The organism is Paenibacillus sp. Marseille-Q9583 (assembly GCF_976954365.1).
Genome location: NZ_CDRJTB010000014.1, coordinates 61,253 through 74,884 on the forward strand (window position 1 = coordinate 61,253; position 13,632 = coordinate 74,884).

The 13,632-nt window shown below is 42.1% G+C and carries 9 protein-coding genes; 8 read left to right on the forward strand and 1 reads right to left on the reverse strand.

Annotated elements, in window-relative coordinates:
* Positions 1-8 precede the first annotated feature (8 nt).
* On the forward strand, positions 9-362 hold the full coding sequence (locus tag ACWNM1_RS09345; RefSeq protein WP_042125087.1) for a hypothetical protein: 354 nt from the start codon (positions 9-11) through the stop codon (positions 360-362).
* 22 nt (positions 363-384) lie between these two features.
* On the opposite strand, the gene ACWNM1_RS09350 is transcribed toward ACWNM1_RS09345, so the two are convergent.
* Positions 385-831: a GNAT family N-acetyltransferase gene (locus tag ACWNM1_RS09350; RefSeq protein ID WP_042125089.1), complete on the reverse strand. Its 447-nt coding sequence runs from the start codon at positions 829-831 to the stop codon at positions 385-387.
* 590 nt (positions 832-1,421) lie between these two features.
* On the opposite strand from ACWNM1_RS09350, the gene ilvB reads away from it, so the two are divergent.
* The 7 genes from ilvB (at position 1,422) to ACWNM1_RS09385 (ending at position 13,632) form a co-directional block, all read left to right on the forward strand.
* The gene (ilvB, locus tag ACWNM1_RS09355) at positions 1,422-3,164 is read left to right on the forward strand and encodes a biosynthetic-type acetolactate synthase large subunit (protein WP_042125091.1); all 1,743 of its coding nucleotides are present in this window, start codon (positions 1,422-1,424) and stop codon (positions 3,162-3,164) included.
* Positions 3,161-3,649, forward strand: a complete 489-nt coding sequence (gene ilvN, locus ACWNM1_RS09360) for an acetolactate synthase small subunit (RefSeq protein WP_170880323.1) — start codon at positions 3,161-3,163, stop codon at positions 3,647-3,649. Before ilvB ends, ilvN begins: the two co-directional genes overlap by 4 nt.
* A gap of 179 nt (positions 3,650-3,828) precedes the next feature.
* Positions 3,829-4,821, forward strand: a complete 993-nt coding sequence (gene ilvC / locus ACWNM1_RS09365) for a ketol-acid reductoisomerase (protein WP_036679485.1) — start codon at positions 3,829-3,831, stop codon at positions 4,819-4,821.
* Positions 4,822-4,923: 102 nt separating this feature from the next.
* On the forward strand, positions 4,924-6,465 hold the full coding sequence (locus ACWNM1_RS09370; protein ID WP_042125095.1) for a 2-isopropylmalate synthase: 1,542 nt from the start codon (positions 4,924-4,926) through the stop codon (positions 6,463-6,465).
* 250 nt (positions 6,466-6,715) lie between these two features.
* Positions 6,716-10,633 carry a collagen binding domain-containing protein gene (locus ACWNM1_RS09375; RefSeq protein ID WP_449600775.1) on the forward strand — a complete coding sequence of 1,306 codons (3,918 nt, stop codon included), beginning with the start codon at positions 6,716-6,718 and terminating at the stop codon, positions 10,631-10,633.
* Positions 10,634-10,918: 285 nt separating this feature from the next.
* On the forward strand, positions 10,919-11,761 hold the full coding sequence (locus tag ACWNM1_RS09380) for an MBL fold metallo-hydrolase (protein WP_449600776.1): 843 nt from the start codon (positions 10,919-10,921) through the stop codon (positions 11,759-11,761).
* A 131-nt stretch (positions 11,762-11,892) separates the two neighbouring features.
* Positions 11,893-13,632: a sensor histidine kinase gene (locus tag ACWNM1_RS09385; protein WP_449600777.1), complete on the forward strand. Its 1,740-nt coding sequence runs from the start codon at positions 11,893-11,895 to the stop codon at positions 13,630-13,632.

The window sequence follows — 13,632 nt, forward strand, 5'->3', positions numbered from 1 at the left end:
GGGATATTATGACTAAGCCAGTTACGAAAAAGCAGGTTATGAGGCTCATAGGTAAACAGATCATCGCTGTGAAAAAAGATGGCACACAGGTTACAGGAAAGCTGCTTCGTGTATCAGGAAATCGTCTTATTTTGCAACGTGTAAGTGGTAAAAAAGTACAAACTAAAGCAATCATTCCATTAGTGTTGTTTGATTTGCTCGCCATTGGTACTGCCCCTTATGCTTATGGTGGAGGTTATGGCGGTGGCTATGGAGGAGGCTATGGTGGAGCTACACCTTATGGTGGCGGTTACGGATATGGAACTCCTTATGGAGGTTATGGGTACGGAGGCACACCATATTCACCTTTTGGATTCTTTTGAGTTCCGATAAGTGCTGCTTTGGCTAGGAGAATCGTTTCTCAAGCTCGTAACAAAAACTCAGCGATTGATAACGGGCTACGCTGTAGCCCAATTTTCGATAAAAGGCTAGCGCTGCTGCATTCCCTAGATCGACAGATACCTTAGAACGATGACAACCGCGAGAAAGTGCAAATCTTTCTGCCCGATCCATAAGCATATTTCCCAAGTGTTTTCGCCGAGCATCTGGTGCAATGGCTAGCATATCGATGTAGAGTAAATCACCATGCAGCAAGAAATGGACAAACCCGTTTGGATCGCTTTCATAGTCGGGACAGGTGACTAGGGTGATTCCGTGTCCTAGACGACGGGGTAAATCCTTTTTGATTTTAGTGATTTCAGTTTGCGGCAGATGAGATAATGGAACGAGCTGTCGCTCGATTAAATCAAAAATAACAACGTCATCCTGCTTCGGTCGACGATAACGAATCATAGAGCGTCCCCTTTCCACGCATTGTCGTACATCATATGTTGGGAGAGGGGCAGGCGTTCCGAGAGGGTAGAAGCAGAAGTTGTGACGATTTTAAAAATATGGGTATTGACTATCCGTGATAGGAATCATATAATGTGTCTAAACATTTTAACGAACATACATGTATCGGCAATGATGAGGACGAAGTTTTAAGGGCTCTTTTGCTCAGAGAGTGTGAGGATTTGCTGCAACCTCCACCGAAATCCCTTATATACGAGCTCACCTCGGAGCTGTTTCCCTGAAAGGTCCACTGGCTAGAGTGGTGGAATTATTAGGGGGAATCGTTTAGTCCGCGTTACGGACTTCAGGTTACAGAGATTAGGGCCCTTGCCTACATCGATGGATTTTTGTATACCTGATAAGGCGTTGCATCGCGAGATGTAATGCAAACATGGGTGGTACCACGGAAGATCAACCTTTCGTCCCTCACGCGCTAATACTGTGCGTGGGAGGCGGAAGGTTTTTTTGTTTTATAAATAACTATTTGCTGATGTATAGAGGACGGTCCGTCATTTGCATAATGAATGTTAAATATCGGAGGAGGAATACTGATGAGCGCGCAAATACCGGAATTACGGTCTACAGAGCAGCTAAAAGAAAAATGGATGGAGCCGGAAGTTATTACCGGTTCGGAAATACTACTCCGCAGCCTTGTATTGGAGGGTGTAGACACAGTATTCGGATATCCAGGTGGAGCTGTATTGTACATCTATGATGCATTGTACGGTTTTACGGATTTCAATCACGTGTTAACACGTCATGAGCAAGGAGCGATTCATGCAGCTGACGGTTACGCTAGAGCAAGTGGCAAACCAGGGGTGTGTATCGCAACCTCGGGTCCTGGCGCAACAAACCTTGTAACAGGTATTGCTACAGCATATATGGACTCCACTCCATTGGTCGTAATTACAGGTAACGTTTTCTCAAGCCTGATCGGTACAGATGCTTTCCAGGAAGCAGACATTACTGGAATCACGATGCCAATCACTAAACACAGCTACTTTGTAAGAGATGTTGAGGATCTCCCTCGCGTAATACATGAAGCTTTCCATGTGGCGAATACCGGTCGTAAAGGTCCAGTATTGATCGATATACCGAAAGATGTATCGGCAGCAAAGACTTTGTTCACACCAGTGAAGACCGTAAATCTTCGTGGCTACAACCCTTGTACAGTTCCAAACAAACTGCAGCTTGATAAACTGGTTCGTGCGATTGAGGTTGCTGAACGTCCGATTATCATTGCAGGTGGTGGAGTTATCTACTCCGGAGCACATGAGGCTATGTTCGAATTCGTGAAACGGACAGAGATTCCAATAACTACAACCTTGCTGGGACTTGGAGCCTTCCCAAGTGCTGAAGAGCTTTGGATGGGAATGCCAGGTATGCATGGCACATATACCGCAAACAATGCGATTCAGCAATGCGATTTGCTCATTAATATCGGTGCCCGCTTCGATGACCGTGTTACGGGTAGGCTGGACGGCTTCGCGCCAAAAGCCAAGATCGTGCATATCGATATCGATCCTGCAGAAATCGGAAAAAATGTATCACCTGATATTCCGATCGTTGGAGATGTAAAAACTGTACTGGAAATGCTGATTCCTGAGGTTGGCCGTGCATCTAAGGCTGATGCTTGGAGAACGCATATTGCACAGTCGAAGCTTGATCAGCCACTTCGGTATAAAGATTCGGAGACAGAGCTTAAACCACAATGGGTTATTGAAATGATTAATGACACCACTAATGGTGAAGCGATTGTTACTACGGACGTTGGCCAGCATCAAATGTGGGCAGCACAATATTACAAGTTCAATCATCCGCGTTCATGGATTACTTCAGGTGGTCTTGGAACGATGGGCTTCGGATTCCCATCAGCTATCGGTGCGCAAATGGCACATCCTGAACGGTTGGTAGTATCGATTAACGGGGATGGCGGTATGCAAATGTGCTCCCAAGAGCTGGCGATTTGTGCGATTAACAATATACCTGTCAAAATCGTTGTTATTAATAATCAAGTGCTTGGAATGGTTCGCCAATGGCAGAATCTTATCTATGACAAACGTTATAGCTATACAGACCTTGCAGGTAGTCCGGATTTCGTTAAGCTGGCTGAGGCCTATGGTGTAAAAGGTCTACGGGCGACGAATAAGGAAGAAGCACGTGATGCATGGCAGAAAGCTCTGGAAACACCGGGTCCAGTATTGGTAGAATTCGTTGTTCCAAAAGACGAGAATGTCTACCCGATGGTAACTCAAGGTTCAACCATCGATCATATGCTGATGGGGGATGAATAACAGTGACAAGACATACGATTTCTGTACTCGTAAATGACCAGCCAGGTGTGCTTCAACGGGTGTCAGGCTTGTTCGGTCGCCGTGGATTTAATATTGAGAGTATTACAGTCGGCCAATCGGAAGAGGTTGGATTATCCCGGATGGTTATCGTTACTCTTGGCGACCAGCATACCCTTGAACAAATCGAGAAGCAGCTCTATAAGCTAATTGATGTTATCAAAGTTGTTGATCTTGGAGCTAAGCCTATGGTTGCACGCGAGCTGGCTCTGATTAAAGTGAATGCTGATCCAAGTGAGCGTCCGGAAATTTTGGGTGTAGTTGAGACTTTCCGTGCTTCAGTTGTCGATATCGGCAGCACCACTATACTGGTGCAGGTAGTTGGGGAGACACAGAAGATTGACGCGATGATCGAGCTATTGAAGCCTTATGGAATCAGAGAGCTGTCTCGCACAGGTGTTACGGCTATGGTACGTGGCAACTCTTAAATAGTTTATTTTGCGACTTTAACGGATTACTGCTTGATTGCATTAATCTGATATGATATGAATGACATTCCCGCTAAAGAGCGGGGGCTTGAAGAGCAGCTTGATCTAATCGACGAATCCAGTTCTCTTGAAGCACCCGCTCTTTATGATGGGTCTCAAATTAAAGGAGGATATTGACAATGGCAGTTACAACGTACTATGAACAGGATGCAGAACTTAGTGTATTAAAAGGAAAGACAATTGCGGTAATCGGGTACGGTAGCCAAGGACATGCCCAAGCACAAAACCTACGTGACAGTGGTCTTCAAGTTGTCATCGGTCTTCGTGAAGGTAAATCTTTTGAAACTGCGAAAAATGACGGTTTTGAAGTATTGCCAGTAGCTGAAGCAGTATCCCGTGCAGATGTTGTGCAAATCTTAATGCCAGATGAAACTCAAGCATCCGTATATAAAAATGAAGTGGAACCAAACCTCAAAAAAGGCGCAGCTTTGATGTTCTCACACGGCTTTAACGTACACTTCGGACAAATCGTTGCTCCTAAAGATGCGGACGTGCTGCTCGTAGCACCAAAATCTCCAGGTCACATGGTTCGTCGTACTTATGTTGAAGGCTTCGGCGTTCCTGGCTTGATTGCTATCGAACAAGATGCAACAGGTAAAGCGAAAGAAATCGGTCTTGCTTATGCAAAAGGTATTGGTTGTACACGTGCAGGAGTTATCGAAACTTCTTTCCGTGAAGAAACCGAAACCGACTTGTTCGGCGAACAAGCAGTACTTTGTGGTGGTGTATCCGCACTGATCAAAGCTGGATTCGAAACTTTGACAGAAGCAGGCTATGCTCCTGAAATGGCTTACTTCGAGTGTCTGCACGAATTGAAACTGATCGTTGACATGGTATATGAAGGCGGATTGTCCAGCATGCGCGATTCCATCAGTAACACTGCGGAATACGGTGACTATGTAACTGGACCACGCATTGTAACTGAAGATACTAAAAAAGCTATGAAAGCTGTTCTGACAGACATTCAAGAAGGTAAATTCGCTCGTGACTTTATCCTTGAGAACCAATCCGGACGTGCTTTCCTTACCGCTACTCGCCGCAACGAAGCTGCTCACCCAGTAGAAGTTGTAGGTAGCCAATTGCGTGAAATGATGCACTGGATTAAGAAATAGTCATAATCATACTCATGATTAAATAGTATTACCTTCAAATGCGGCCGTGACTTTGCGAGCCGCATTTGAGAGTTTCAGCACAATTTTTGGGAGGTGCTTAGCATGCGGAAAATTTATGTGTTCGATACGACACTGCGAGATGGAGAGCAGTCACCAGGTGTGAACCTCAACACGCGTGAGAAAGTGGAGATCGCTTACCAGTTAGAGAAGCTGGGAATTGATCGCATGGAAGCGGGTTTTCCTGCAGCTTCTCCAGGTGATCTAGCTTCTGTTAATGCGGTGGCAAGAGCTGTGAAGAACGTCACGGTAATCGGCCTTTCTCGTTCTAGAGAGACAGATATTGATGCTGTAAAAGAAGCACTACAGGGAGCGCAGGACCCTTGTATTCATATTTTTCTAGCTACATCTCCTATTCACCGGCAGCATAAGCTGCGGATGGATAAGGCTCAGGTGTTGGAAACTGCACAGTCTGCTATCCGATACGCTAAGAAATATTTCCCTAAGCTCGAGTTTTCATTAGAAGACGCGGGCCGTACGGAGTATGATTTCATGGCTGAAATGGTCGGCATGGCTATCCGGGAAGGGGCTAATGTTGTTAATATTCCGGATACTGTAGGTTATTTGAATCCTTCTGAGTACGGAGCTATCTTTAAATATTTAAAAGAGAATGTGCCTGATATTGAACGCGTACAGCTTAGTGCTCATTGTCATAACGACCTTGGCATGGCTACGGCTAATACGTTAGCCGCGATTCAGAATGGTGCAGATCAGATCGAAGGAACGATCAACGGTATTGGTGAACGTGCCGGGAACACAGCGATTGAAGAAGTGGCATTGGCGCTGGAGACACGTGCTGAATTCTTTGGCGCAAAAACTTCCTTAACGTTGTCCGAGATTTCTCGCACAAGTCGCTTGGTCAGCAAGTTGACAGGTATGGTAGTCCCAGGGAATAAGGCGATTGTAGGAGCTAATGCATTTGCTCATGAATCGGGTATTCACCAGGACGGAATGCTGAAAGAGAAAACCACTTATGAGATCATGACACCGGAGACCATTGGACTTAAAGAGAGCAAGCTTGTACTTGGTAAGCACTCTGGACGCCATGCTTTCCGCGATAAGTTAAGTGATCTAGGGTATGATTTATCTGAAGAAGAGCTTAATACAGCTTTTTCAAGGTTTAAGGACTTGGCGGATAAGAAAAAAGAAGTGTCGGATGAAGATATTTTGGCATTAATTGAAGAGAAACTAATTGATACGCCAGAAGTATTCAGACTTCAGACGATTTACGTTACTTACGGTAATAAAGCTGTTCCAACTGCTAAGGTGATTATCGATGGTCCGGAAGCGGAGCCTATTGTAGCAGAGGCAGAAGGCAATGGTTCTGTAGATGCCATCTACAATGCAATTGATAAAGCCACGGGTGAGGAAGTTACCCTTGGGGACTATTCCATTAAATCCGTCTCCCGTGGTAAAGATGCACAGGGCGAGGTTCATGTAGTACTGTCGCAGGGTGAAGTTGCTGCACAGGGCCGTGGACTTAGCACCGATATTCTGGAAGCAAGTGCCCGCGCTTATATTGATGCGCTTAACAAGCTTCTAGAGAAGCGTAAAACTTACACCAAACGTGACCACGCAAGTATATAAGTGAAATTATATTGTGCAGAAATTTACTAATACTTAGAGGAAGCCCTGACAGTGAACTCACTGTCAGGGCTTTTTTGTTATTCAAAAAATATGCTAATTGAGCCAATTCTGACGAAATTTCAGATCTGTTCAGAAATTGTTCATGTCGGTAAATTACAATCGAAGGGAGATTATTGAAGTATTTGGAGAACAAACAACTTAGAAATAGTCGAGTAAGTACTTTTATAGGAAGAAGGAGGACTTTCGTTTTATGTGGAAAAAGAAAATTGGTTTATGGATGGTAGTAATACTTCTTAGTACGCAGTTTTTCAATGCTTTTGGCTTCGATTCTCAGGTCAAAGCAAAGGCGATTGAGAACAGTGCTAATATCATTACAAGTGTGACGATGTCTGTATATGAGAATGGGGTACAGGTCACAGATTCTGTTTACAAGCTGAGCTCCACCGTGAAGTTGAACTATAACTGGGCGGTTCCAGATGGAAGTGATTACGTTGCAGGTGATACTTTTACATTTGAACTACCAGAAGGGTTTGTGCTCGAGAAAGACTTTTTGAATAAAAAGATTATGATTGAAGGGCAAGAACTGGGGCATTACGACATTATAAAAGGGAGTCCTAACAAAGTTACCTTAACATTCACCGGTGAAGTCGGAGAATATTTCGATGTCAAAGGTGCAATTGAAGTGGAGACTCGTTTCGACACAACGAAGTTTACGGATACTATACCCTATACGATTAAGTTTCCGATAAATGGTGGTGCAGAGCAGGAGTTTACAGTCCAATTTAAACCTGAGGTTAGTTCTACTATTGACAAAGATGGAGTTGCGGTGGGCACTAATCAAGGAAATTATAATGCCAAACAGATTAAATGGACTGTTGATGTGAACAAAGTTATGGATAGTGTATATGGAGCTGTTGTAAGTGATGTAATCCCTACGGGTTTAGCTTTAACTGATATAAGTGAAGTCACAGTCAGTAAGCTTAATGTAGCGTTAAACGGTACTGTATCTCCGGGTGCTCCTTTAAACAATAGTCAATATTCTGCAACTCTAGTGGGGAACACCCTAGAGGTAAAGTTTATTACCCCTGATATTAATACACCTATTACGGAAGCATACCGTATTGAATACGTTACGGATGTTATTGATGATACTAAAACCTCTTTTGTAAACACGGCAACTTTCAAGGGTAATAATACAGGACCTTTTTCAGATAATGCAAAAGTATCTCTTAATCATGGTGAATTATTGAATAAATCTTTCCTAAGATATGATTCCGTGACACAGGATACTTATTGGGCGATTGAATACAATTACGGTGAGAAATCGATCTCTAAGGCAGAGGCCAAGTTAAGCGATTATTATTCGGACTCTCAACAGTTTGTACCTGACTCTATGAAGGTATATAAACTAGATTTCACTAAGTCTAAAACTAATCCTGATAAAGTATTAGTAACTGACTACACAGTATCTGAGAATACTTTAACTCCGAAAGCAGGGCTGAAAAATTTCGAATTATCATTTAATAATAATATTTCGAATGCTTACAAGATCGAGTATCAGACCCGGGCGAAAGATCGCATCGAAGGAGAAACAAAGATTCAGAATACAGTTACTACTATAGTTAATGGTGTTACTAATGACAAGCCTGCGAGCGGGACACTTAAACAAGATATTATCTCCAAGAAGGTTGGACAGGCTAATTACGCTGATAAAACTATAAGCTGGACAATAAAAATTAATAGTGATAAAAAAGTAATGAATAATGTAGTGATTACGGATACCTTCCCTAACAGAGGTTTGAAATTTACTGATGTTGGGTTTGTTATCAAAGATGATAGCGGTAAACTAGTGGACTCTTCTATGTATACTCTTGATGATTCAAAACCTACAGAAGGTTTTACTGTGAAATTCAACTCATCAATAGATAAGACTTATACAATTACTTACAAAACGTATTTCAGTAATGATTGGTTGAAGAATAGTAACGGGACTGTATATGATTGGGTTAAGAACGAAGTGGGATTTTTGAATAGAGCTTCTGTTGTATGGAATGACCCGTCCAAACCTACAGAAACGAAAACCATCACGGTTGAGGATACATTCTATCCTGATTCAAAAGCAAAGAATAATGGCTACAAAAACGGTTCCTATGACGCTCAAACCAAAGAGATTTCTTGGGAAATAGGGATTAACTACAATAGCAAAGAGCTTGATAAAGCTGTGCTTGTTGATACCTTAGAAGATAAACAGCAGTTGATAGAGGGATCTATAAAGGTTTATGAACTTTCGATAGAAAGCAGTGGTAACCCTAAAGTTGGAAAAGAAGTCACTGTTACTGCCAGCTCTGATCCCAAACTATATTCTGTAGATTACAATAAAACGACTAAATTGTTGAAAATAAGCTTTAATGAAAAAATTGCTAAGCCTTATTTGATTAAATTCAGCACCAGCTTAAAGGATCAAGTGGTCGAGAATGGAACGATTTACAATACAGCTAAGCTGTCTGACAATGGTGTGCCTGTATCAAAAGATTTGAAAAGTGAAGTTAGCATTCCAAACGGTGGTAAAAATGATCAATATGTTACCAAGTCAGGAGTACAGGACCCTAAAAATGAGACAAAACTAAACTGGACTTTAAAGATCAACTATAACCAATCTCTTGTAGAAGATGCACAAATCATTGATAATCCGGACGCTAATCAAATGTTCTTGCCGGAGTCATTCCGGTTGCTGCCGACAACAATTTTAAAGGATGGCACAGTCAATGAATCTGGTCCAGCACTCATTCAAGGAGCGGACAAGGATTATACGCTTGAATTTACAAAGGATGACAAGACAGGTGCAGAGCAATTTAAATTGAAGTTCAATAAAACGATTGAGAAACCTTTTATTTTAAAGTATGACTCTATAATTTTAGAGGCGAAAAATGGTGGGAAAATTAGTAACTCTGTTAAATTTAGTGGTAATGGATCCCAAACGGAAACCCAATCCAAAGAATCAAGTGTAACTGTAGTATTTTCGGATTCCAGTGGAATTGGACAAGGGACTAGAAAAGAATTAGCTGTCAAGAAAGTAGATGCAGCAGATAATAGTAAAGTTCTTGAAGGAGCTATCTTCAATTTATATCGCGTGTCTGGATCGGAAGAGGTTTTATTTAGCACATCTATTCCGACAGATCAAGACGGTAAAACAGTATTTAAAGATCTCCGGCCTGGTAAATACTTCTTGCAAGAAAAAACGGCACCTATTGGATATATCAAGGATGCAAATAAATATGAGGTGAAATTTAGTTCAACAACAGTTACAGATATGACTGTAACGAATCAAAAGATAGTGACGCCAACAACAGCACCAACAACAGCACCAACAACAGCACCAACAACAGCACCAACAACAGCACCAACAACAGCGCCAACAACAGCGCCAACAACAGCACCAACAACAGCGCCAACAACAGCGCCAACAACAGCACCAACAACAGCGCCAACAACAGCACCAACAACAGCACCGACGGCAACGCCGACAGCAACACCGACGCCGACAGCAACCCCGACGGAAACACCTGTGTCGACAGTAACACCTACGTCGACGCCAGACAATCCAATTTTCCCTGTGTCGACCCCGACGTCAATACCGGGAGTAATCGTTACGGCTACTCCATCCGCAACACCTGTGGTGGCGACACCAACGGTAGCACCAACGGTAGCACCAACAGCAACACCAACTATAACGTCGGTGCCAACTAGTACGCCTATTGTTCCGAAGGTGACGCCACCTGTAGAGAAACTGACTACAGACGAGGATATTCCTCTTGAAGGTGAAATCCCACTCGGTGGATTACCAAGTATTAGTGATAAGCCAGATCATGGTAAGGTAACAATTACTAAAGATGGCAAGTGGATTTATAAACCAGATCCAGGCTTCATTGGAAAAGACAAGTTCACGATCATTGTGACAGATGAGAATGGAAATGAAGAAGAGATCGAGATCGAGATTGATGTCGAGGAAGTACCGACAGGTACAGTGAAAGAACCAGGGGATAACAGCAATAAACCAACAGAGCTTCCGAAAACGGGAGAAGAAAGTGCACTTCCTATTTACTTAGTAGGTGGAAGTCTAGTTCTTGCAGGTTTTGTGTTAGCTCGAAGATTCAAACGCAGTAATTAATATATCGTAATGACAAGGGTGCTGTCCCGGCACTCAACACCCATAGGATAAAGGTCAACGGAGCAAGGCTCCTCCTGTTATTGGAGGAGCCTTGCTTTTTTTTGGTCTATGCTACTACTCGTTTCATAACCTTCTTCACTTACTACCCAACTCCCAACGAAGTGAACCTTGACGAAAATGGGATTTTCACTCATTATTCGTAATGTAGCGCCAGCGACACTATTTAGCATATATCTTTTTACTAATTAGTAAGCGCTATCACAAAATGCGCTGGGAGATGATACCATGGAATTTATGTATTTAGGAACTGGAGCAAGCGAGGGTTATCCAGCTTTATTTTGTCAATGTGAACGTTGCTCTATGGCGATGGAGCTTGGTGGCAAGAATATTCGCGCTCGTACAGGAGCGCTTATTAACTCTGATTTGCTGCTGGATTTCTCACCTGACATGTATATGAATAAGCTTCGTTACAAATTGGATTTGGGGAAAGTTAATCATTTGATCGTTACGCATTCGCATACGGATCATTTTGCAGCAGCAGAGCTCATGATGAGGCATGAGCATTGGTATTGTCAGCTGCAGGAGAGTGGAAAAAAACTGCATATTTACGGAAATGAAACGGTAGAAGAAACGATGAAATCAGCTCTTCGCTATGATTATGGAACCGATACGATTGAAGATCCTTTTTACGAGTTTCATATCATACAGCCTTTCATGCCCTTCACTCTAGGAGAAGTCACAGTAACCGCATTGCCAGCCCATCACAAGCCGGATGAACACAGCTTTATCTATCTACTTGAGCAGAATAACACAAGATTCTTATACGGCAATGATAGTGGTATATTCAGTGATGAAACCTTCAATTATCTACGTGATAAGCACCTGGACGTTGTTAGTCTGGATTGTAATTATGGGCTAGAGGATAGATATGATTATCATATGGGGATCTCCGGTTGTCGGATTGTAAGAGAACGTTTGCTTGACCAAAATAGTTGTGATACTAGTACATCATTTATTCTGACTCATTTCTCTCACTACAGCGCAGAGTTGCATGATACTTTAGTTAAGAATACAGCAGAGGAGAATTTCACCATTTCCTATGATGGGATGAAAGTCTTCTTAGCATGACGTGATGATAGTCTATCTATAATTAAAAGAATAGTCATTACCCGTAAAATCCTCCCTTGAGGAAAGGACTACTTTACGGGTCTTTTTTTATAGCTTTAAGGGCTCAAAATGAGTAGATACGGAGGTAGAGAATGAAGCTGCTGGCTACGGGAAAAGTAAAATGGTTCGTCTATCAGAAAGTCGTCATCGTATTTATCGTCTTTTTGATTCCGCTCATATCGATGAATATTTGGGTGAATTATAAGGGGATGTCATTCACCAAAAATACGATTTTGGACTCATCCCTGGCTGGGGCGTCATTCTATTCCAAGCAACTGGATAAAGAGATATATTTCATCCGCAATCAACAATTACAATTTCAAGAAGATAAAAACATACAGAAGCTTAGTTTTCGAGGCGAAAGTTTAGAAAAGTATGAAGAGGTAGAATTAATCGGTAATGCTGAAGATCTATTGAATCGGATCATTGCCTCAAGCGAATATGTGGTTAACGCCGGGGTATATATTAAGTCTCTGGGCAAAACGATCTCTGGTAAGACGGGGATCACGTCTATTCCTAATATGGAGTACGAGAAAATTTCTTCGTTACTTAACGTTAAGCAGAAGCCTTCATTCTATCGGAGCGGTGATGCGATTTTCCTTATAGAAACAGGAGATAATGCGGAGCTTTGGTCGTATATTGAAATCTCAAAAGGTAAGCTATTGGAGGCACTAAATCAAATCGCAACCTTATATCAAGAATCGGAGGTATTTCTGGGAAGTAATGAGCTGGGCAATATTCTATCTACTACAGACGATCAGTTAGTATCTACTGAGGTCCTTAGGCTCATCACCAAACAGGATCAGTTTAATTCGGATATCCCAGAAATAAACAAGGTGAACGGTAAAAGTTACTTTATTGCCCATAACTTTATCAGTTCTTTGAATCTATCCTTGATCATGTACGTGAATCAGAATGAAATCACAAGGCCCTTAAGCCAATTTAATACACTACTATATGCTTCTTTCGTCATCGCTATTGTGGTAATGATACTTTATTCTTATTCGGTAAATCTAATGATTCATAGGCCCTTATCCAAATTGGTTAAGACTTTCCGTATGGTAGAAACGGATAATCTTGATTTAGTCATTGAGTCAAAGACCAAAGATGAGTTTTACTATATATTTAATAGTTTTAATCGCATGGCTTCTAGACTTAAGCGTTCTATTGAGGAGAATTATGAACAGAAGATTGCCCTGCAGCATTCGCAGTTGAAGCAATTGCAGTCACAGATTAACCCGCATTTTCTCTATAACAGCTTCTTTAACATTTACATGATGTGTAAAGTAGGGGATTCCGATAGTGCGGCTGAGCTCTCTCAAAAGCTAGGGAGCTACTATCAATACATCACGAGAAGTGGATCGGACGAGGTGCCTTTCTTTAAGGAGTATCAGCATGCGCTTGATTATTGTGAAATTCAGTGTATTCGCTTCTCAAATCGTATTTCTTTCGAATATGAAGAAATACCCGTTTTGGCGAATGCGATTTTAGTACCGAGGCTGATTATTCAGCCGATTGTTGAGAATGTGTTTGAGCATGCTTTCGAAGACGACTCCCGACATGGAGTTGTCTATATTGGTGCCGAATGCGAAGAGGGAATAATAATTATCACGATTGAAGATAACGGCATTCTTTTAAAAGATGAGGAAATAGAGTACTTGCAGAAGAAACTTGCGATGGGTCTGAAACAAGTTGAGAAGACGGGATTAATCAATGTTAATAATAGACTCCAATTGAAGTACGGCCCAGATAGTGGCTTGTTTGTCTCTCGCAGCAAATACGGAGGATTGAGGGCAGAACTGATAGTTAAATACGAGAGTAAGGAAGTGTGA